General features: G+C 62.2%; 17 protein-coding genes. All 17 read right to left on the bottom strand.

What is annotated here, in order from left to right:
- Positions 1-6 precede the first annotated feature (6 nt).
- A complete protein-coding gene (fliG, locus tag ACFW0B_RS09290) occupies positions 7-1,023 on the bottom strand; it encodes a flagellar motor switch protein FliG (protein ID WP_449147623.1) in 1,017 nt (338 codons plus the stop codon).
- Positions 1,016-2,803, bottom strand: a complete 1,788-nt coding sequence (gene fliF / locus ACFW0B_RS09285) for a flagellar basal-body MS-ring/collar protein FliF (protein ID WP_449147622.1) — start codon at positions 2,801-2,803, stop codon at positions 1,016-1,018. The genes fliG and fliF overlap by 8 nt, the downstream gene beginning before the upstream one ends.
- A 14-nt stretch (positions 2,804-2,817) precedes the next feature.
- Positions 2,818-3,150, bottom strand: coding sequence for a flagellar hook-basal body complex protein FliE (gene fliE, locus ACFW0B_RS09280; RefSeq protein ID WP_449147621.1), 333 nt, complete (start codon positions 3,148-3,150; stop codon positions 2,818-2,820).
- 227 nt (positions 3,151-3,377) lie between these two features.
- Positions 3,378-4,793: a sigma-54-dependent response regulator transcription factor FleR gene (fleR, locus tag ACFW0B_RS09275; RefSeq protein ID WP_449147620.1), complete on the bottom strand. Its 1,416-nt coding sequence runs from the start codon at positions 4,791-4,793 to the stop codon at positions 3,378-3,380.
- Positions 4,794-4,799: 6 nt separating this feature from the next.
- On the bottom strand, positions 4,800-6,005 hold the full coding sequence (locus ACFW0B_RS09270; protein WP_449147619.1) for a sensor histidine kinase: 1,206 nt from the start codon (positions 6,003-6,005) through the stop codon (positions 4,800-4,802).
- Positions 6,006-6,115: 110 nt separating this feature from the next.
- Positions 6,116-7,588, bottom strand: a complete 1,473-nt coding sequence (locus ACFW0B_RS09265; protein ID WP_449147618.1) for a sigma-54 dependent transcriptional regulator — start codon at positions 7,586-7,588, stop codon at positions 6,116-6,118.
- Between the two features lie 219 nt (positions 7,589-7,807).
- Positions 7,808-8,104 (bottom strand): flagellar protein FliT, encoded by a 297-nt coding sequence (locus ACFW0B_RS09260; protein WP_449147617.1) that lies wholly within the window; start codon positions 8,102-8,104, stop codon positions 7,808-7,810.
- A gap of 25 nt (positions 8,105-8,129) precedes the next feature.
- Positions 8,130-8,510, bottom strand: a complete 381-nt coding sequence (gene fliS / locus ACFW0B_RS09255; protein ID WP_449147616.1) for a flagellar export chaperone FliS — start codon at positions 8,508-8,510, stop codon at positions 8,130-8,132.
- Between the two features lie 95 nt (positions 8,511-8,605).
- Positions 8,606-10,009 carry a flagellar filament capping protein FliD gene (gene fliD / locus ACFW0B_RS09250; RefSeq protein WP_449147615.1) on the bottom strand — a complete coding sequence of 468 codons (1,404 nt, stop codon included), beginning with the start codon at positions 10,007-10,009 and terminating at the stop codon, positions 8,606-8,608.
- A 72-nt stretch (positions 10,010-10,081) separates the two neighbouring features.
- Positions 10,082-10,462, bottom strand: a complete 381-nt coding sequence (locus tag ACFW0B_RS09245; protein WP_449147614.1) for a flagellar protein FlaG — start codon at positions 10,460-10,462, stop codon at positions 10,082-10,084.
- 77 nt (positions 10,463-10,539) lie between these two features.
- Positions 10,540-11,388 carry a flagellin domain-containing protein gene (locus ACFW0B_RS09240; protein WP_449147613.1) on the bottom strand — a complete coding sequence of 283 codons (849 nt, stop codon included), beginning with the start codon at positions 11,386-11,388 and terminating at the stop codon, positions 10,540-10,542.
- A gap of 274 nt (positions 11,389-11,662) precedes the next feature.
- Complete coding sequence (locus tag ACFW0B_RS09235; RefSeq protein ID WP_449147612.1) at positions 11,663-15,220, bottom strand: glycosyltransferase; 3,558 nt, start codon at positions 15,218-15,220, stop codon at positions 11,663-11,665.
- Between the two features lie 9 nt (positions 15,221-15,229).
- Positions 15,230-16,018, bottom strand: coding sequence for a class I SAM-dependent methyltransferase (locus ACFW0B_RS09230; protein WP_449147611.1), 789 nt, complete (start codon positions 16,016-16,018; stop codon positions 15,230-15,232).
- Positions 16,019-16,165: 147 nt separating this feature from the next.
- A complete protein-coding gene (locus tag ACFW0B_RS09225) occupies positions 16,166-17,365 on the bottom strand; it encodes a hypothetical protein (protein ID WP_449147610.1) in 1,200 nt (399 codons plus the stop codon).
- A complete protein-coding gene (locus tag ACFW0B_RS09220) occupies positions 17,325-18,443 on the bottom strand; it encodes a DegT/DnrJ/EryC1/StrS family aminotransferase (RefSeq protein ID WP_449147609.1) in 1,119 nt (372 codons plus the stop codon). Before ACFW0B_RS09220 ends, ACFW0B_RS09225 begins: the two co-directional genes overlap by 41 nt.
- Positions 18,444-18,592: 149 nt before the next feature.
- Positions 18,593-19,834 carry a flagellar hook-associated protein FlgL gene (flgL, locus tag ACFW0B_RS09215; protein WP_449147608.1) on the bottom strand — a complete coding sequence of 414 codons (1,242 nt, stop codon included), beginning with the start codon at positions 19,832-19,834 and terminating at the stop codon, positions 18,593-18,595.
- An 11-nt stretch (positions 19,835-19,845) separates the two neighbouring features.
- Positions 19,846-21,918: a flagellar hook-associated protein FlgK gene (flgK, locus tag ACFW0B_RS09210; RefSeq protein WP_449147607.1), complete on the bottom strand. Its 2,073-nt coding sequence runs from the start codon at positions 21,916-21,918 to the stop codon at positions 19,846-19,848.
- Between the last annotated feature and the right edge of the window lie 10 nt (positions 21,919-21,928).

Below are 21,928 nucleotides of genomic sequence, written 5' to 3'. Positions count from 1 at the left end.
ACCGCCTCAGATCATTTCTTCGCCGCCCTTGCCGCCGAGGACGATTTCCCCGGCTTCGGCCATGCGGCGGGCGATGGTGAGAATTTCCTTCTGCGCCGACTCCACGTCGCTGACGCGTACCGGCCCCTTGGCTTCCAGGTCGTCGCGCAGCAGTTCGGCGGCACGCTTGGACATGTTCTTGAAGACCTTTTCCTTGATGGCGTCGTCCGAGCCCTTGAGGGCCAGCACCAGCACATCCGACGACACTTCGCGCAGCAGTGCCTGGATGCCACGGTCGTCGACATCGGCCAGGTTGTCGAAGACGAACATGAGGTCTTCGATCTGGGTGGAGAGGTCTTCGTCCACCTCGCGGATGGAGTCCATGAGCTGGCCTTCGACCGAACTGTCGAGGAAGTTCATGATGTCCGCCGCGCGCTTCACGCCGCCCATGGCGGTGCGGGTGGTGCTGGCGTTGCCGGCGAACTGCTTCTCGAGAATCAGGTTGAGTTCCTTGAGCGCGGACGGCTGCACGGTGTTGAGCGAGGACACGCGCAGGACGATGTCCAGGCGCACCTTGTGGTCGAAGTGGCTGAGCACTTCGGCGGCCTGGTCCGGGTCCAGGTAGGCGACCACGATGGCCTGGATCTGCGGGTGCTCGTAGCGGATCACGTCGGCCACGGCGCGCGGTTCCATCCATTTCAGGCTGTCCAGGCCGCTGGTGCTGCCGCCCAGCAGGATGCGGTCGATCAGGTTGTTGGCCTTGTCTTCGCCCAGGGCCTGGGTGAGCATCTTGCGGATGTAGCCGTCGGCGCCAACGCCCAGGCTGGTCTGGTCGCCGACGATCTCGACGAACTCGCTCATCACCTGCTCCACCTGTTCACGGTGGACGTTGCGCATCTGCGCCATGGCAACGCCGACCCGCTGCACTTCCTTCGGCCCCATGTGCCGGAGCACCTGGGCAGCGTCGGTCTCGCCCAGGGACAGCAGCAGGATGGCTGCCTTGTCGACCTTGTTCAGTTTGGCGGGGGCGCGATTATCACTCATCGGCGTTGATCCACTCTTTGACTACCAGGGCCACGCGGCCGGGATCTTCAGCCACCAGGTTCTTGATGGCATTGAGTTGCGCATCATACCCGTCGCTCGGACTGGGCAGGAGGATGCTTTGCGGTCCACCGAGGCTGACGCGGTCATCCGACAGTTCGCCGGCCAGGCCCATCTCGCCGAGGTCCACGTCGCCAACGCGGTCGCCTTCCAGTTCCCTGGACTTGCCGCCACTGATGTTGCTCAGCACCGGACGCAGCACACCGAACACCAACACCAGGATGAAGAGCACGCCCAGGACCTGCTTCACCACGTCCCAGAACCAGGGCTGGGTATAGAACGGGATGTCGATGACTTCTTCGCTGTTATCGGCCTGGAACGGGGTATTGATCACGCTGACGCTGTCACCGCGGCTGGCGTCATAGCCCACCGAATCCTGCACCAGGCGGGTGAAGCGTGCGATCTCTTCGGCGCTCCAGGGCACCCGGGTGGTTTCGCCGGTCTGCGGGTCCACCTTGATCTGGTCATCCAGCACCACCGCGACGGAAAGCCGGCGCAGGCGGCCCTGCTGCTGCCTGGTGTAGCTGATCGAGCGGTCCAGCTCGAAGTTGCGGGTGGTCTGGTCACGCTTGTCGGTGGGATACGGCGCGAGCATCGGCTTGCCGGTGGCCGGATCGATGATCTGCTGGCCGTTGTCGTCCAGGAGCGGCTGGCCCGGCTGCACGCTCGCGGTTCTGGTACTCGTGGCCTGCTGCGGCGCGGCACCGGGCGCCGGCGGCTGGTTGGACAGCGCACCGGGCACGCCCTGCGGGCCTCCGCTGGTCTGGCGTTCCTCGGCGAGCTTCTGTTCGCTGCGCAGGGCTGGCTGGTCCGGGTTGTACATTTCGGAGGTGGATTCGACGGCACTGAAATCCACGTCCGCAGACACTTCGGCCTTGTAGCGGCCATTGCCCAGCACCGGCTGCAGGATGCTGTGCACGCGCTGGGTGTAGAGCGTCTCCATGCGCCGGGTGTAGTCGAACTGCTTGCCGGCCATGGTCAGCTCGGAAAGCTCCTGCTGGTCGGACAGCAGGTTGCCTTTCTGGTCGACGACGGTGACCTGGGACTTTTCCAGTTCCGGCACGCTGGTCGCCACCAGATTGACGATCGCCATCACCTGGCTCGGTTCAAGGGAACGCCCCGGATAGAGCTCGACCAGCACCGAAGCGGTCGGCTTGCGCTCGTCGCGGACGAACACCGAGCTCTTCGGAATGGCCAGGTGCACGCGCGCACCCTTGACGTTGTTCAGGCTGGAGATGGTGCGAGCCAGTTCGCCTTCCAGGCCACGGCGGTAGCGGGTGGCTTCCATGAACTGGCTGCTGCCCAGGCCCTGCTCCTTGTCGAGGATTTCGAAGCCCACGGTGCTGTCGCCAGGGGCCACGCCGGCGGCGGCGAGCTTCATGCGGGCGCGGGCGAGGTCATCGGACTTCACCAGCAGGGCGCCGGAGTTGGGCTCGATCTTGTAAGGGATGTCGGCAGCGCCAAGGGCTTCCACGACCTGGTTGGCGTCCATCCCGGACAGGCTGCCATACAGCGGGCGGTAGTCCGGCTGTTGCGACCAGAGCACCACGGCGAAGCCGATGGCGACGCTCGCGGCCAGGCCGACCAGCAGGCCGACCTGGCGCAGCATGGTCATCTGCGAGAGGTTGTCCAGGAAGGACAGGCCGAACAGTGGCTTTTTCCCTTCCGACGCCCCGGATGCATCCGCCTGGGCGGGAACCTTTGCAACAGCGGCTTCAGCCATTTCTCAACCCGTCCTCAAACCGGCATCTGCATGATGTCTTGGTAGGCCTGGACCAGCTTGTTCCGCACCTGGGTCATGGCCTGGAAGGAAACGCTGGCTTTCTGCGACGCGATCATCACATCGGTGAGGTCCACGCCCTTCTGCCCGACCTCGAATGCGCTGGCCATGTCAGTGGAAATCTTCTGGGTTTCAGCCACCTTGTCGACCGCCTTGCCGAGCATGTCGGCGAAGCTCGGCGCACTGGCTTCGGGCGCCGCCACAGGGGCGGGTCTGGCACGGGCCATCGCATCCATCTGCATGGCCCGCATTTCCAACATCAGGCGATTGAACTCAACACCCTGGCTCATCACGTTCCTCCAACTGCCGCGATTTTTTGACGCTACGCGGTCCGATGAAGGGGTATCTGCAAAAAGGGTGCCAAAAGGGGCGGCTGCAAGCTGCAAGCAAAAGCAAAAGCAAAAGCAAAAGCAAAAGCAAAAGCAAAAGCAAAAGCAAAACTTCGTAGGATGGGTAGAGCGGAGCGAAACCCATCAGCCCGGTTCGACGGGTTTCGCAAGCGCCATCCATCCTGGCGTCAGCTGGCGTAGAGGTAAGCCTCCACATCCATACCGGCATCACGCATCTGGGCCAGCTTGTAGCGCAGGGTACGCGGGCTGATGCCCAGACGCTCGGCGGCTTCCTTGCGGCGGCCGCGCTCCGAACGCAGGGTGTCGATGATCAGCTGGAACTCGCGGCGGCGCAGATCATCGCCCAGGGCACCTGGCGCTTCGGCTGGCGCAGCGGCCGTCGGCAACGGCACCACCGGCGCGGAAACCGGCATGGCAGCGAGTGCCGGCGCGGCGGGCGCGATGGCCATGCCGATCGGCGCAGTCAGGCACAGGTCGCAGGGCTGGATCACCCCGCCCTGCTGCAGGATCAGCGCGCGCTGCACGGCGTTGTCCAGTTCACGCACGTTGCCCGGCCAGGCGTGGGCCAGCAGCGCGGCCTGGGCTTCAGCGGAGAAGCGCACGGCGGCGTGATTCATTTTTTTGACGTGCCTGGCGAGCAGGCGTTCGGCCAGGGGCAGGATGTCCGCCGGACGCTCCCGCAGCGGTCGCCAAGCCAGGGGGAAGACCGAGAGACGGTAATAGAGGTCTTCACGGAAACGCCCCGCTGCCACTTCAGCGGCCAGGTCGCGGTTGGTGGTGGCGAGCACGCGGATATCCAGGCTGATGGGACGGCGCGCACCCACGCGCTCCACTTCACGCTCCTGCAGCACGCGCAGCAACTTGGCCTGCAGGCCCAAGGGCATTTCGGAGATTTCGTCGAGCAGGATGGTGCCGCCATCGGCCAGCTCGAACTTGCCCGGCGCGCTGGCGATGGCGCCGGTAAACGCGCCCTTCTCGTGGCCGAACAGGGTGGCCTCAAGCATGTTGTCCGGAATGGCCGCGCAGTTGATGGCGATGAAGGGTCCATTGGCGCGAGTCGATTGCTGGTGGATGTACTGCGCCAGCACTTCCTTGCCGGTGCCGGACTCGCCGGAGATCAGCACGGTGGAATCGCTGCGCGCTACCCTTGCTGCCAGTTCCAGTAGTTGCCGGCTGGCCGGCTCCAGGGCCACCGGACCGTCGCCAACCGCCTGGCTCACGCGGCCCAGCGCATGACGCGCCACCAGATCCAGCAGGGTACTGGGCTCGAAGGGTTTGACCAGGTAATCGGCGGCGCCCTGGCGAATCGCATCCACTGCACGCTCGACAGCCCCGAAGGCCGTCATCAGCAGCACCGGGAGCTGCGGGTAGCGCTGGCGGACGATGGCCAGCAACTGGTGGCCGTCCATGCCCGGCATGTTGACGTCGCTCACCATCAGGCCGAAGGACTCTTCACCCAGCGCCACCAGGGCGGCCTCGGCGCAATCCACGGCGCGGTAGTCATAGCCACCGATCATCAGGGTGTCCGCCAGGGCTTCACGCAGGGCGCGGTCGTCTTCGACCAGCAGAATTTTGGCAGTCATCGTTCTTTACTCCTGTGAATCCGACTGCGCCGCGGAAATCAGCGGCAGAACCAGGGTGGCGCAAGTGCCACGGCCCGGACGCGAGCGCAGCTGCAGCTCGCCGCGGTGGGCACGCGCCACCGCCTTGACCACGGCCAGCCCCAGACCGGTGCCGGTGGTCCTGGTGGTGAAGAAGGGCTCGCCCAGGCGCGCCAGGGTGGCGGCATCGATGCCCGGGCCGTTGTCGCTGATGGTGAGAAGCAGGTCGCCCCCGCGCCTGTAGAGATGAACCTTGAGGCGCAGGTCGCGGCCGGCGGCCTGGCTGGCATTCTCGATCAGGTTGAGCATCGCGCCGACCAGCGTGTCGCGATTGCATAGCAGCTCACCCGCAGCGAGGTCGCACTGCCAGCGCACCCGCCTGCCTTCGAGGTGGGATTCGGCCGAGGCGCGCAACGCGGAGAACAGCGCCGACGGCGCCAGGCGATCCGGCAGCGGCAGCTCGCCACGGGCGAACACCAGCATGTCGCGCACCTGGTGCTCCAGCTCGTGCAGACGCTCCTTCAGGCGGCCGGCGAAGCGTTGCTGCTGCTCGGTGGGCAGCACCTGCTCGGCCAGGTGGCTGGCATAGAGCAAGGCAGCGGACAGCGGCGTGCGGATCTGGTGGGCCAGGGACGCGACCATGCGTCCGAGGGAGGAAAGGCGTTCGTGGCGGGCCAGCTGATCCTGCAGGCGACGGGTTTCCGTCAGGTCATTGAGCAGTATCAGTTGGCCGGGTTCGCCATTGAGGGAGCGGGTAGCGATGGAAACCCGGCGGCCATCCTTGAGGGAGATTTCATGGCCGTCGTCTTCGCGCGGGGCGAAATTGCGGGCGATCACTTCGCGCCAGAGCATGCCCACCAGGGGCTGGCCAAGCAGGCTGCGCGCCACAGGGTTGGCTTCGCGCACCACGCCCTGCCCGTCGATCACAATGACACCGCCGGGCAGCAGGTCCAGCAGGCTCTGCAGGCGGTTGGCGAGGCGTTCCTTCTCCGCCAGCTCCTGCATGCGCTGGGCACTGACCAGGGCCAGTTGGCCCTTCAACTCGGTGACCCGCGCCTCCAGCATGCTGTAGGACTCGCTGAGCTGGGTCGACATCTGGTTGAACAGCGCAAAGGCCTGTTCAAGACCGGCGCGGCTGGCCTGCTCGGCTTGGGCGGATTGCGGATTCTGTGCGGGGATTACGGCGTGGCTCATGCTCTTCTCTCGCTCCATCGACCGTCAGCAGACGGTCGGTCGAGGGAGATATAGCAATACCCGTGCCTAAAATTTATTCCTTTAAAAACAACAACTTGTAAAAAACGGAATTATTCTTCCGCCAATTCCTCGTCACGACGGCTCATGCCGTACTTGCGCATCTTCTCCACCAGGGTGGTGCGGCGGATGCGCAGACGCTCGGCAGCGCGGGCCACGACGCCGGAAGCATCATCCAGCGCCTGCTGGATCAGCCCCTGCTCCAGGTTGCCGAGGTAATCCTTGAGGTCCAGGCCTTCCGGCGGCAGCAGCGCGGGCGAGGAAACGCCCGGCAGACCGGCACCGATGGCCGCGCGCTCTTCGATTTCCTCGCGCAGGCTGGCCTTGAGATGCTCGTCCTCGTCATCCACGTGGCGGAATTTCTTCGGCAGTTCGCTGACGCCGATGACACCGTAGGGATGCATGATCGCCATGCGCTCGACAAGGTTGGCCAGCTCACGGACGTTGCCCGGCCAGTCGTGGTTGCACAGGGACATGATGGCGGCGGAGTTGAAGCGGATGGAGCCGCGCTTCTCGTGCTCCATGCGCGAGATGAGCTCGTTGATCAGCAGCGGAATGTCTTCCACACGCTCGCGCAGCGGCGCCATCTCGATGGGGAATACGTTGAGGCGGTAATAGAGGTCTTCGCGGAAGCTGCCGGCCTCGATCATCTGCTCGAGGTTCTTGTGGGTGGCGGCGATGATGCGCACATCGACGTTCTGCGTCTTGTTGCTGCCCACGCGCTCGAAGGTGCGCTCCTGCAGCACGCGCAGCAGCTTGACCTGCATCGGCAGCGGCATGTCTCCGATCTCGTCGAGGAACAGGGTGCCGCCGTTGGCCAGCTCGAAGCGCCCTGCCCGGCTGGTGATAGCACCGGTGAAGGCGCCCTTCTCATGGCCGAAGAGTTCGCTTTCCAGCAGCTCCGCCGGAATGGCACCGCAGTTGACCGGCACGAAGGGCGCCTCGCGACGCTTGGAATGGTAGTGAAGGTTGCGCGCGACCACTTCCTTGCCGGTGCCGGACTCGCCGAGGATCAGCACGCTGGCGTCGGTATCGGCTACCTGCTGCATCATCTGCCGCACCTGCTGGATGGCGCGGCTGGTACCGACAAGGCTGCGGAACAGGTTGGGTTCGCGCTGGCGGCCACGCTCGCGGGCGTGGTCGTACATTTCGCGGTAGACCTGGGCGCGGTGCAGGGAGTCGAGCAGCTTGTTGTAGCTCGGCGGCATCTCCAGACTGACCAGCAGGCGGCGGCGCAGGTCTTCGGGCCAGTCGGCCTGGACCTGGTCGCCCATCAGCAGGATCGGCAGGAACTCGTCCCAGGCCAGCAATTGCTTGATCAGTTCGAACACACCGCCCTTGGCGCTCACTTCGCCCAGCAGGACGCACAGGACGTCGCGGCTGGAATCCAGGGAGCCTGTCAGGTCGCGCCAGTCACTGCTGGCACAGCCCAGGTGCTCTTCCCCGAGAAAATTCAGGATCACCGCGAAATCGCGGCGGCGATCGCTATTGTCGTCGATCAGCAGAATCTTGGTTTCACGCCACATTGTCTGGCTCTTGCTTCCAGGGCTGGACGCCGCATTCCACGGCGTATGGACAGACGGTGCATCCCGGGGGAAGGGACCAACCGGCAATTGGCCACTAGTAAAGTGAAAAACCCTTGCCGTGTCAATTTTATGGCGTGCTTTTTTTGTGCGAGCCGACGGAATGGCTAAGCGATTGTGGGCGCAGTATCGAAGTAATGGCAGTTGGAAATTGTCCGGCCATCAGCCGAACAATTGGTAGACCTTGGCGCCCTGCTTGGCCTGGTTGAGCTGAAGCAACTCGCCGGCGATGCGTTGCTGCTCCGCCTGGCAAATGCTCACCAGTTCGCGGTAAAGCGCCAGGAGATCCTCCATGCGCGCACGCAACAATGCTTCGTCTGCTGGCACTTCATCCATGGCTTCGTCGATCGCCTGGCGGCATTGCTGGTCAAGCACACCGATGGCTTCCCAATCCCTTCGATTCAAGGCATCGCGCAGCATCGCGCCCGTCGCCTCGAGAAGTTGGACAGATTTACTCATGGACACTCCTAGGACACCGACTCATTCAGGGCGCGATCGCGTCCCAGCCGGACTTGATTGTACGCATCAGCTGAGAGACTTCATCAAGTATCGCGGAGTCATCCCTGGCATTGGCTTCGACCAGGCGATTGCCCATGTACTCGTACAGGCGATCGAGGTTGACCGCCACTTCACCACCACGCTCCATGTCGAGCGCGCCACGCAAGCCACCCACGATGGAGATGGCCTTGCCGATCAGTTCACCCTTGCTGGCCAACTGGCCTCGTTCGAGCGCGCCACGCGCCTGGGCCAAGCGGGAGAGGCTTCCCTCCATCAACATCTGGATCAGGCGGTGCGGGCTGGCGTCAGCCACCATGACATTGGTGTTGACGTTCTGATACTGGCGGAGAGCGGAGGCGACATTCATGTTCGTTCTCGCAGGGCTGCTGTCTACATACCTTGCTTATCGGTACGAAGCGCAAAACCTTTAGCAGCTTCTTCCGCTTTATTTCAACGTCGGGCTCAGGACTTCGAGCGCGCCGCCAACGCATCGAGGCTGGACAGCAACGAATTGCCCGTGCTGGTCAATTGCCCGACCAGATTGTCCATCGCGTTGTATTGCGAATAAAGGCGCTCTTCGAGTGCTGCCATCGCACGCGTGTGAGCATCACGCTGTTTGCTGATGCTGGTGAGTGTGCCCTGGAGCGATTCGGAACGCTCCTTGAGAATGCCGCCTGCCTGGGTATAGGTCTTGATCTGATTGTCCAACCGTTTGAACAGGCCGTCGGTACCGGTGAAAAAGGCACCAATGGTCTCGGGACTGTCCTGGATCACCTTGTCCAGCTTGCTCTGCTCAATGGCGAGGGTCCCGTCGCTCTGCGTCTTGATGCCCAGATCCGCAAGAATCTTGATCGCATCGTTGCCGGTATCGGCGGAAGTCGTCAGCTCCTTGCGCAGGATATTCATCATCTGCCGCACGGTGGAGTCACCCACCAGGGCACCACCGCTGGTGGTCGTGCCATCGGCACCCTTGGTTACCTTGGTCAGGTTACTGGTTACCTTGACGACCTGGTTGTAGGCATCGACGAACTTCTGGATCGAATCCTTCAGACCGGTCTTGTTCGGTCCGACGGTCAGCGTCGTGGTCTTGCCTACCCCTTCGGCCAGCAGCTCGAAGGTCAGTCCGCTGACCGCCCCTTCGACCTTGTTGGTGGCACTGGAAAGCGCAAGTCCGTCTATCTCGAACTCGGCATTCTGGGCCTTGGTGATATAGCCCGCCCCACTGCCCTGTTGTTGCACGCTGCCATCGACGTTCAGTTGGGCCAGGGAGGCGTTGGAGCCGGATACGGAAATATCCTTGCCCGCGCCGGTAACGGTGGAACTGAGGATCAACCGGGAACCCGCCTGCGGATTGGCGGGGTCGCTCACGACGTTGGCGGTCACGCCCTTGTCCTTGAGCTTGGCGTTGATCGCATCGCGAACCTCTACCAGGGAAGCACCTTCGGCGATGTCCACGATGAAGTCGTTACCGCTGCCGAGACTGATGGTCAGCGAACCTGCATCGAAAGTACCGCTGGAGGGGGTGAAGCCAGTCGCGACCTTGGAGGCAGTGGCAAGCTGATTGATCTTGACCTGGTAGCTGCCGGCGACTGCGTTGTTCGCCGCGCTGACGGTGATCTGTTCGGCCTTCGAAGACGTGGCCGCCAGGGCATTGAAAGCCTCTCCGGCGCCGAGGTCCTTCATGGCCTTCTGAAACGCCTCGAGGGCACTCTGCAGTTGCCCTACCCCGGAAATCTTGGCATCGGTCTGGCTCTTGAGACGATCGAGCTGGGCGGTTTTTGGCGCGCTCTGGGCATCGACCAGCGACTTCACGATCGAGTTGATATCAAGTCCGGAGCCGAGACCGGTGCCAGTAATCGTTGCCATGTTCCTTCCCTCGACAGTCTTTTGACACTAACGACATCGCCCGAGCTGAATAGCAGGATTCAGGCCAAGTGTTCAGGCCGTCGTCTTGAGCATCAGGCTTCGCGCTTCCTCGAGATGCTTGAGCAGTTGCAGCGCTTCCTCGGAAGGGATCTGGCGAATGACGTCGCCGGAAGACTGGTCCCGCACCTCGACCACAATCCGCCCGCTGGAATCATCCACTCGAAAGGAAAGATCCCGCTGGATGGACTGGGCGAATTCCCGGAGAGAGGCAACGGTGTTGCCGATGGCCTCGGCCTTGTCTACGGACGGAGCTCCCCGCTCATTCGTTTCGGAAGCCCCCCCCTGCACGTTGAAGCGCGCATCCGCCACGCTCGAACGCTGCGACTTCTGCTCTGCGGCCGGCCTAGTATCAATCGCGCCAGAGCTTCTGACGCCTTGCACATTGATATCCATATCCGCCTCCTTGAAAACGCAAAAACAGGGGCAGGCGTCCTGGGACCCTTCCCCTGTTCAACTTGCTGAGTTGGACCTTATTGCAGCAGGCTGAGAACAGCCGACGGCAGCTGGTTCGCCTGGGCAAGAATAGCGGTACTGGCCTGTTGCAGCACTTGGTTCTTGGTCAGGTTGGCGGTCTCGGCAGCGAAGTCAGTGTCCTTGATGCGGCTGCGCGAAGCCGACACGTTCTCTGCGATGTTCTGCAGGTTGGCGATGGTGTTCTGGAAGCGGTTCTGCACGGCACCGAGGTCGGCACGCTTGCTGTCGATGGCCGCCAGGGCTGCGTCGATCGCGGAAACAGCTGCCTGGGCACCGGAAGCAGTGGTGATGTCCACATCACCGGAGGCAACGGCAAGACCGGACGAGTCGAACGAGGCCGAGCCCATGGTGATGCTGATGGTTTCGTTGGCGTCGGCACCCACCTGGAAATCCACGTCGCCGCTGAAATCGCTGGCATTGAGCAGGTACAGCTTGTTGCTGCCGCTACCGAAGCTGGTGGTGTCGGCAATACGGTCCAGTTCGCTCTGCAGGGACACCACTTCCTGATTCAGGGAAGTGCGGTCAACGCTGCTGTTGCTGCCGTTGGCCGATTGCAGGGCCAGTTCGCGCATACGTTGCAGAATGTCGGTGGACTGCTGCAGGGCACCTTCGGCCACCTGGGCGATGGAGATACCATCGTTGGCGTTGCGCACCGCAACGTTCAGGCCGTTGATCTGGCTGGTCAGACGGTTGGAGATCTGCAGGCCGGCGGCGTCGTCCTTGGCACTGTTGATACGCGAACCGGTGGAAAGGCGCTGCATCGATACGCTCAGCGAGTCGGACGCACGGTTCAGGTTGCGCTGAGTGTTGAGGGAAGCAACGTTGGTATTGACAGTCAATGCCATGATTTTCGTCCTCCAAAGGACCGAGCTTGTTTGCCTGAGCTTGCGACTCTGAGCCTGCAGCTCATGAGGCCATTGAGTTCGCGTTCACTTTGCGTATCGGCGCTTCGAGAAAAACCTTTAGCCCTGATACGCAGTTTTTTTGCCTGGTTCGAGCACACCGGGAAACCGTACTGCTCAAGCCTTACCAAGCTCATCGGCGGGTTGGAGGAAAACTTTAGAGAAAGATCGAAAACCGAAGGCACCCATACTCGAGTGCCCCGGCAAATGACGCGCGTCAGTCAGGCAACCATGCCTTGCGCCAGTCCAGCAATGCTTCGCCCTGCAGCATCCAGTCGCGGCGCACCACTTCACGTAGCGCATCCCCTCTCCTGGCCGTCTCGTCGAGATCGGAGAGGTGCATGCGGATCGCCTCAAGCCAGTCTTCGGTGCGATTCTTCACCAGGGTGACGGGCATGCCGCAACGGTAGGGATCGATATCCGTACAGATCACCGGATACCCACAAGCGCCGTATTCCAGAATGCGCAGATTGCTCTTGCACTCGTTGAACAGATTCATTTCCAGCGGTGCCAGGGCCAGGTCCAGATTCAGGCGGGCAAGGCGCTCCGAGTAGCGCTCAATGGAAATGCCCGGATGAAACTCGTGGACATAGGGGCGCAACAGGTCAGGACACATGCCGAAGAATACCCATTCGACCTCGTTGGCCAGCTCACGCACCACATCGAAAATGAGCTCAAGATCCCCGGTATGGCTGGAGCCACCCGCCCAGCCGACCCGGGGCTTGCGTCCTACGCGCCGCTCGCTGTGAAGATTGCTCCACCACTCCACCGGCAGGCGGTTCTGCACGATGCGGATATCGGGATGCAATCCGGCGAAGGCCTCGGCCAGCGGTGCGGTCGACACCACGAAGCGGTCCACCAGGCTCAGCGACTTGTTGATGTATTCCATTACATTCTTGGGAACCTTGTTGAAGTGGATGCTTTTCGGTGGAACGCCAGGGATGAAATCGTCCATGTCCATCACGCGGAACGCGCCGGAATAGGTTTCGCCCTCTTCCCTGCGGAACAGGCTTTCCGGCGTGAACTGGCGCTGATAAATGATGCTGTCGGGAGCAAAGCGCTCGAGTTCGACCGGCGACAGCAACGACCCGCAGGAAACCCCTTCGATCAGCGCGTCTCGCTCCATGCTCAGGAAGGGCTGGTAGAGCCGATAGTGCCCACATCCGCCGCCATCGGACGGATGACACAGGATACGCGGGAGCAGTGGCTGCCCGATTGGCTGCCATTCACGGGTCTTGGAATAGTCGGGGGTGAAACCGAAGCCGCTGATGGTCAGGTTCTGGTTGTAGGCCGGGTCCCGGGCAAGCACGGGCAACCACTTCTCGTACATGGCGATCCGGGCCTTTTGCTGCTCTTGCGATTCGAACGACGCCTCGACGCCCTCCGCCGGCGCCTCCCCTGCCTGACGAACCACCGCATGCGCAGCCCATAGAATCAGGTAGCCGGCCTGGCCCAGCTTCAGGCAGAAATCGACATCGGCATGCTCTGCGCGAATGTCATCACTCCCCATGCCACCCACTTCATCGAAGAGCGACTTGCGTACCAGCATGCAAGCGCGACTCACGGCGCTGTAACTCTGATCTACCTGCAAACGGCTCATGTAGCCGGGCGCATCCCCCGCTTCGCCAATGAAGGCGCCTCCTGCCGGGCCACGCAGCCCCAGGATGATCCCGGCATGCTTGACCGGCCCGAAGCGATAGAGAACCTTTGCGCCCACGACCGCCACTTCCGGACGCAGTGCGTGATTCAGCATTTCATCCAGCCATTCCGGCTGGCTCATCCAGGTGTTGCTGGCCAGCAGAAGCACGTATTCGCCCCGAGCTGTGCTTGCGCCCAGATTACACATGGCCGACAAGTCGCAATGGCCGTCGTAGCGTGCAACCCTGATTCGCTCGGTCCCCATCCCGGCAAGGGTGTCCAGCCAGTCGCGCACTGCCGATGAGTCGTCCAGGCTGCCGACCAGCACCACTTCGTAGTGCGGGTAGCGCGTGACTTCCAGGATGCTTTCGACGCACTGCTCGAGTCGTGCGAGGTCGTCCTCGATCGGGATGACGATACTGACCAGAGGCTGCTCCTTGTGCGCGTAACGCACGCGATAGCGCCCGGGCAACACGGATACTACGGAAGCATCTTCATAGCCGCGCTCCGCCAGGTGCCGGCCGATCGCACGAAGCTCGTCCGCATTGTCGGCGGGAGCTTTGCTCGCGGCGACCAGCAGGGGCTCATCGACATGGGCAAGTCCCGAGAAGCCACAGTGCTCCACCATCCGCAGGATGAAGTCGAGCTCGAACGCTCCGGCGAACGCGGGGTCGAAGCCATCGAGCTCAAGCAGGGTTTCCTTGTGGAACAACCAGTGCGAAGCCATCGCGCCGGGAAATGCAAGCAGGTAATCGAGGTTGAACCCGGGTCTGAACAATGGCGTACGGACGCCTTCATCGTCGACTTCCAGCTCATCCCCGTAGACGGCTCGGCATCCCGGTGCCGCCAGCAACTCGATCGCCAGGGTCTGCAATCCGGCCGCCGTGAACTCGGTCCCCGCCTCCACCAGCATCAGCCAGTCGAAATCGATTCCAGCGGCGACCTGATTGACCGTATCGACCAGGTTCTGCTCGTTGACCCGGACGAAACGGAGCCCTTCCGAGGAGTTTTCCCTGGGGATATCGAGCGACGTGAGCACTGTGATCTTCACGTTCTGGTAGAAGCAGCGATCGTTGTCCAGGCTCTTGATAGTCGCGATCACCCGCTGCAGGTCACCGGCCAGGTCCTTGACCACCACATTCAACAGCGGCGCAGCCGAATCTCTCTCAAGGCTGGAATTGATCAGGCGCACATGGGTTTCCGCTGGCACCCTGGCACTCATCCAGCGGTCCAGCCAGAAGCGCTGGCTGACGGCCTCCCTGTTCGCCTGCTCCTGCGTCTTCCGGGTGAACACGACCAGCTGTTCCCAGAAGCGCTCCTCCAGCTCCTCGTGCCATTGGCGAATCACCGGAAGACCGCTCGCTGCCTTCTCCAGCGAAATCGCAGAATCGTCCAGTGCAACGCCGCTGAACTGATAGAACGCCAGCGTTTCGTCAGTGAATGCAAGATGCTCGTAACCCTTGGCTTGCAAGGCGACGACAGGGCAGCCGCAAAGCATTGCCTTGGTACAGGTTGAGGAGGTCTCAAACGTATAGAGAAGCTTTCCGGCTCTGAATTTCTCTGCCAACTGCGCCAGCGGAAGCGGATTGGCCATCGACAGTACTTCGATATCAGGCGGCAGTCTGGAAAAATCCACCGCGTCACGAGGCACGCGATTGAGATAGAGCAGCGGCGTAGTCCGCTCACGCCCAGGATCAGGCGAGAACATCTCCATGTCGGTTCCCGGCAAAGTCAGGAGATCGACCGCACGGTCAGCCTCCACGAACTCCTGGCGGAAATAGAAGAACAAGTCATGACTTCCTGCGCCAATCTGATTGCCACCAATCAGACCTTCCTTGTTCAGGATGTATCGCGCCACCACCGGCGTCATCAGCGCATTGCCGGAAGCAACTTCTGGATAAACGCCGATCGGTACTTTCCCCGCCTGTTTATGGCGCTTCTTGATCTCGTCAGTCAGCAAGGGGGTCTTCAGGTCCGGGTTGGTCCTCTTGCCTCCGGCGATATAGGCCTCGAACCCCTCCAGATTCAATGCATGACAGAGATAGTGAAGTACACATACGCCCGAGGACGACTCCCGGTAGTCCGGAGCCAAGATGTAGTACGGATGCCCAGGCTTGCGGTGCAGTCTGCTTTTCATGCGATTTCCTTAATTCCCGCGGCCTAGAGATTTCATGATGAAAATGGGCCGATTGAGAAACTCTCCCAAGGCATCGTCACGCTGAATGTTGTGCTCATCGAGATCGCTATAAACAAGCTCGCCATCCTGCCGCTGGGCGACACCAATGGCCTCGATCTCCCAGAATTCCGAAGTACCCTGGCGGATGTAATCGATCATCTCGGCCTTGGTGCCGTGGCTGAACAGACAATGCGCCGGATCACCACGCCAATTGAACCCCAGCTGGAAGATCAGCCTGTCCGCCAGGCGACTCATTCCGTTCAACTGTCCGAGGATCGTTACCCGGGCTTGTTCGATGGTAAGGGCCGGATCACCATAGTCGTCGCCGACGTGATGCAGCACATTCAACAGAAGCGCGACATCGAATCGACCATGTCGGCGATCGAAATCGAAGTACTGCGAGTGGACCTCCACTACCTCATCCAGGCCGAGCAACGATGCCGCCTCGCTGACGAAGGCCGCGTGCGCAGAACTACCTTCGTAGCCGGTGACCCGGGATGCTCCCGCCTGCAGCAGCTCGAATAGAAAGAAGCCCGTATTGCAGCCGATATCAAGAACCGAGTTATCACGGAGCTCGACCTTGGAGCGCATGTAGTTCAGCCGCTCGCGTTCGTGCTTGGAATGCACCTCAACGCCGGTATCCCCCAGCAGTTTCGCTACAGGCGCTGCCAGAAGCTGATAGGCCGAATGCTTTCGAGTACGCGTGGTATCGGCCAGTAGGCACTTGAGTTTGTCGAGCCGCTCAGCAGGCAATGACATTGCCGGCCCCCCTTCTTGATATCAATGAATGAACCTGCTCGAGTTCGCTGAAACGCAACGGAATCTGCTCTTGCGCAGGGATAGGTACCCATTCCGCGCAACAGCGCTGGTGAACACTCACGGAACAGGCCGGATTACAACTCACAGTCACAGTGCATCCCTCACCACGCGACGCCGCAGCCTCGAGTACGCCAGCAGAAACGCATTACTCAATTCGTGGCCCAGCAGGCGCAGGGTATCGGCACGCAGATAGATGTCCGCGCCGAACAGCGCGAAAGGACGAGATACCAGCTTGCGCAGGTACTGCGGGTAGCGACGAGGCCGTCCGCCCGCCAACAGCGAGAGCACCAGGCCACTCGTCCAGAAATACAACGCACTTCTCCTGCCGCGCTCGTGATGCGCTGCCCCGGCGATGGCCTCTGGCCGGAAGCCGGCCTTGATGGCCAGCTCGAACGGCCCCCACAGCCTGGGATTGGCTTCGATGAGGTGGAATACGCCGTTCACCTCGATCAGTTCCACCATGACGAAACCGAAGAACCCCACCGACCGGAAGCCGCGAATCAGGCGCTCCTCGCTGCGGGCATCCGGACACTCGCACAGGCGGGCAGCCAGCATCGACTTGCCGTTGGGCTGCTGCAGCAGGTTCTCCTGGTAACGCACCGTCGGCTCGCCGGAGCGCGGGAAGAAGGCCAGGAAGTAGTAGCTGCGCCCGTCCAGGTAACGCTGGAAGAAATAGTCGTCGACCACATCGCTGGCGAGGAAGGCCTCAAGCGCCTGTTCGGTGAAAATGAGTTCCGGATAGAGCTTGCGGCCGCTCCGCGGCGACACTTCATGGAAGGGTTTGGCGACCACCGGAAGATCACTGGCGGCCACCCTGTCGATACGCGGAGGAAGGGGCATGCCGGCCCCGGCCATGAGCTCCAGAAAGCTGGACTTGTCAGAAACTCGCTCGTAGAGCGACTGGTCGACCAGGGGTACTTCCAGGCCAGCGGCCTCGAACGCCTCACGCTGATCGAGTACGAGTCGAATGATCGACTCCGCAGTAGGCAGGAAGATCAGCCGCTCGCCCGAATGAAGTGCCTTGATCCGCGCGAGCGCCGCCAGCATGTCGTCGACGTCGAGCCCGTCCACGCGGCGGACCGCTTCGATCCACCCGACGAAGCGGGTCTTGCGCATGGGGTCCGGCCCCGGCCTGGCGATCAGGGAACAGGCGATCCCGCTCCGCCGGAAGTGACGGCAGACGGCAATCACGGCGCGCTCGTTGGCGCCGGTGAAGATGACATAGCGGACGCAATCGACCACCGGTTCAGGCTCGCACGGCATCGAGGACGATTGCGATGACCTCATCCTGCTCCTGCTCCTGCATATGCGGGAAAATCGGCAGGCAGATCACCTGGCGGGATATCTCGAATGCATTGCCGAGCCGCTTGGGCTGTGCGCTGTCGAGCCCGCGGTACATGGGAAACTCCGAGATCAGCGGATAGAAGTAGCGGCGGGCGAGTATTCCCGCGTCGCGCAGACGCAGGAACAGGACATCGCGGGAAACCGGGAAGCACTGATCGTCCACGAACAGGGCGCAATAGGAATAGTTCCAGTCCAGCCCCGGCGCGGGCGAAACCAGACGCAGGCCCGGAATGCCATTGAAAGCTTGGCGATAACGCTCGAACAGCTGCCGGCGAGCTGCCAGGGCGCCATCCAGATGCTTGAGCTGGAGGAGGCCGAAGGCGGCCTGCACCTCGTTCATCTTGCCGTTGATGCCGGGGGCGACCACCGTCACCTCGTCAGCGAAGCCGAAGTTCTTCAGGTAATCGATGCGCTTCTTGATCTTCGCATCCGGGCAGATGATGGCTCCGCCCTCGAAGGTGTTGAACACCTTCGTTGCGTGAAAGCTCAGGATCGACAGGTCCCCGCTGCGCAGGATGCTGACGCCATCCTGACGCACGCCGAACGCGTGGGCGGCGTCATAGATGACCTTGAGACCGTAGGTGTCGGCCACCCGCTGAATCCCTTCCACATCGCAGGGAATGCCGTAGCAGTGCACGGGCATGATCGCGGAGGTGGCCGGTGTGATGGCTTCCTCGACCCGTGCGGGGTCCAGATTGCAGGTAACCGGATCGATATCGACGAACACGGGCTTGAGGCCGTTCCACAGCACCGAGTGCGTGGTCGCCACGAAGGAATACGGGGTGGTGATCACCTCGCCGGTGATCCGCAGGGCCTGGAGGGCCGCCACCAGGGCAAGCGTGCCGTTGGCGAACAGGCAGATATGCTCGACCCCCAGGTAGTCGGCCAACTCCCGCTCGAGGCGCTCGTGCATGGGACCGCCATTCGTCAGGCGGCGGCTTTCCCACACGGCTTCCAGATAGGGAAGAAAATCTTCAAGCGGCGGTAGTAAGGGGCTGGTGACCGGAATTGGTTTAGTCATGCTCGAACCGTGCATTGAGTGAGCCGGCATCTGGAAGCGCCAGATTCGTGACGCGAATCCTCGTCAGCTCCGTGTACAGCAAGATGCCTGCCAAGAGCGGGCAAGGCGGCACCGGCACACCTCAATTCAGGTTCGGGCAAACGGACTCATCACATCTTGCTGAACAGATTCAGCCGGGCAATCGCCACATAGCTCTTTTGCGAAGCGTCGAGGATCAACTGCTGGAACGACAGCCTCGACAACGCCTCGGCGTAATCCAATTCACGCAATTCGGCCTGCACGGACTTGTTGACCAGGCTGACATCCTCGTTGTCAGTCAGGCTGGATTCGACCACGTTCAGGCGGGCACCGATCTGGCCCTGGGCCAGATCCACGCCGGCCATGCCATTGGAAATGTTGGAGAGCCCCAGCGCGACGGCATCTCGAACCTCACGCCCGTCGGTGCTGGTTTCGAGCACCTGTCGCAACTGCGAGATGCTATCCAGGATGCCTGTCTTGACCGACGGATCGCTCGCGGTTGCGCTCGCCGCGGGTCCAGGCCCTGCCAGCGTGAAACTCGACGAGGCGGGCGGCGTGCCATTGACGTAAAAGCCGATGCCGCCATAGGTGACCAGGGTGTCGCCATCCTCGGCAAGGCGCCCCGTCACTGCCGCGCCGGACGGCAACGGCGTGATTGTGTAGTTCTTCGGATCCGCAGCATCGAAGGTGATCTGCACACCGCCTGCGGGGAAACTGGAGAACGACACTTCGTCCTTCACCAGCGCACCGCTGATGGTGCCGCTGGGCGCCGGGGGCGTCGAGCCATCGGTGATGGTCAGCCGGCCGGCATTCAGAGCGTTCTGAAACACCTGCCGGCCGTTGTCGCTGATCGGTACTTCAAGGGAACTGGCTATCTGCAGCGTGCGCTGACCTTCATCGCCCATGTATGCATAGCTGCCATCGGCCTGGCGAACAAATGGCTGCGACTTGCCCTGGAAACCGGCGAAGAGATACTCGCCGCGGGCGTTCCGGGTATTCATCAGCGCCAGCAATTCGTCTTCGCGCTCGGCAAGTTCGGCCGCGATGGACTTCCGGTCATCCAGGCCAAGCGCGCCATTGCCCGCTTGCCCGACCAATTCCTTCACCCGCTGCAGAACCGTGGTAACGGACTGAAGCGTGACTTCTTCCTGGGTCAGGCTGTTCTTGGCCGCCGTCAGGTTGGAAGCGTACTGCTCCAGCACGCCTTGCTGCTGCTCAAGCTGCAACAGGCGCACGGAGGCCACCGGATCGTCCGCCGGGGTAAGGATGCGGTTGCCGGTGCTGATCTGTTCCTGGGTGCGGGTGACGTTGGAGTAGTTGCGCTGCAGCCCCATCACGCCGCTGTTGTACTGCTGGATTGTGGAAATTCGCATGATCGGGCCCGTTACCGGAAGGCATTCATCAGGGTATCGAACAGGCTGCGCGCAACTTGAATCACTTGCGACGAGGCGTTGTAGTACTGCTCGAACTTGATCAGGTTGGCCGCCTCTTCATCCAGGCTCACGGCCGAAAGGGAATCGCGGTTGTCCGTGGCCTGCTTGAGGATCGCCGTGCTGGCCTCACTGTCCACCCGCGCCTGGGCGGTCAGGGTGCCGACTCGCTCGACCAGATCGCCATAACCATCGGAGAAACTCACCCCGGTGGTAACGGGCGAGTTCAGGTCGATCCCGATGGTGGCCTTGGATTGCAGGTCCGCCAGCTTCAGACCATTGCGGTTATCCGAGACGCCGTTCCGGTTAAATGCAACGGTGAAGATGTCGTCGTCTTTCGGACTCCCACTCATGGTGAAACGAACCTTGCTGCCGTCACTGAGGGCGAGTTCGTAGGTATTCTGCTGCCCGGACTGGAACTCAGGCGGAGTGGCCGGCGTGCCGTCCGAATCGATACGGACAAGGGTGGCACCAGCCGGCACGGTGAAGTTGCCGGAAGCGGCGTCGTAGGTCAGGTCTACGGGCAGGGCCGCGTCCAGCGTGGCCGGGTCGATCGGGCTGTTGGCGCCCTGCAGATCGGGCTGGCCGATCACACCGGTGCCGCGATTCTGAGAGTTGGCCTCGGACCTTACGGGAGCGGCGAAGGCCAGTTCATCCGCCTGGTCGAGAACTGCACCTATGTCCGCCGCGCCCCGTCGCGTAGGTTGCAGCAGGAATACGTCGCCCTGGCTTGCCTTGCCAAGTTCCGTTGCACTGAAAGATACCTGGAAGCCCTGGTTGCCGTTGGGAGCACTCGCCGGATCGCTGAAGTCGAGACTGTATCCGCCGGTTGGAGCCGGGTTGGCGGTAGCGGTCACCGTCATCACCGCACCGTCCGACAAACGCCGGGCAGAGAAGGTCGGAGGTGTGGTAGTAGAATCCGTGAGTTCCAATCGATAGTCGCTGGTCGTCAGCGTACGGGTGTCGGTGATGTTCAACAGCGGCTGGGCATTACCGGCATTGGTGCCAAGGTTGCGTGCGCGCAATGCGGCCAGTGCCGGGTCGTTGTAATCGGCAAAGAGGGCCGAACCCGCCTTGCCCTTGAGGTCGAGCCCCATGCCAAGCTGGCTGTTGACCTGATCGGTGATCGCCATCGCCAGCCGGCCCAATGAGTTCATCGCGGTGTCCAGGGTTTCGCTGCGGTAGCGAATCAGGCCCCCCAGCTCGCCGCCGCTGATCAGGCTGGTAATCCCCTGGCGGGAGCCACCACTGACGAACTGCAGTTCGAAGCGAGTCGGGTCACCGTTACCCGGAACCGCTTCGAGACGGTTGGCGGTGTTGCCCACCACCAGCGGCTGGCCGGTGCCGATGAAGATGCTCTGGGTACCATCGCTTTGCGGCACCACACTGACGCCGACGTAGGTGGACAACTGGCGAATCGCTTCTTCGCGAGCATCCAGCAGGTCGTTGGGTTGCTGGCCGTTGGCCGACGCCACGGCGATGGCGTCATTGAGGCTGGCAATGGAACCGGCCAGGCGATTCACCTGATCGCTGACCGAAGCCAGCTGCTTGTTCAGCGAGTCGTTCTGCGCCGAAAGCCGGTCGTAGACGGTATTGAAACGCCGTGCCAATCCCTCCGCCTCAGACAGCACCAACTGCCGCGCCGGGATGTTGGCGGGGTCCTCAGAGGCAGTCTGAATAGCGGCGAAGAAGCTCTTGAGCGACGGCGTGATGCCGGTGGTGGTGCCGGACAACAGCGAGTCGAGCTGGTCGATCTGGCTCTTGTAGGCCTCCACGTCGCTGCTCAGCGAGGTGGTGTTGCGCAGTTGCGCGGTGAGGAACTCGCTGTAGCTGCGACGGATATCCGTCAGGGTGGCGCCGCTGCCGATGTAACCCGCGCCGGAGAACTGCGGCAGCGTGGTGGACTGCGTCGCGCTCTGCCGTGTGAAGCCGGGGGTATTGACGTTGGCGATGTTGTGGCCGGTGACGGTGAGCTGTGTCTGGCTCACGCGCAGCCCCGACAGGCCGATGTTCAACAAGTCAGCCATGACTCAAGCC

This window comes from Metapseudomonas phytobenefica (assembly GCF_043392685.1).
In the GTDB taxonomy this organism is placed as follows: Bacteria; Pseudomonadota; Gammaproteobacteria; order Pseudomonadales; family Pseudomonadaceae; genus Metapseudomonas.
The sequence above is the reverse complement of the archived record's forward strand: the minus strand, read 5'-3'. Positions and strand labels throughout refer to the sequence as shown.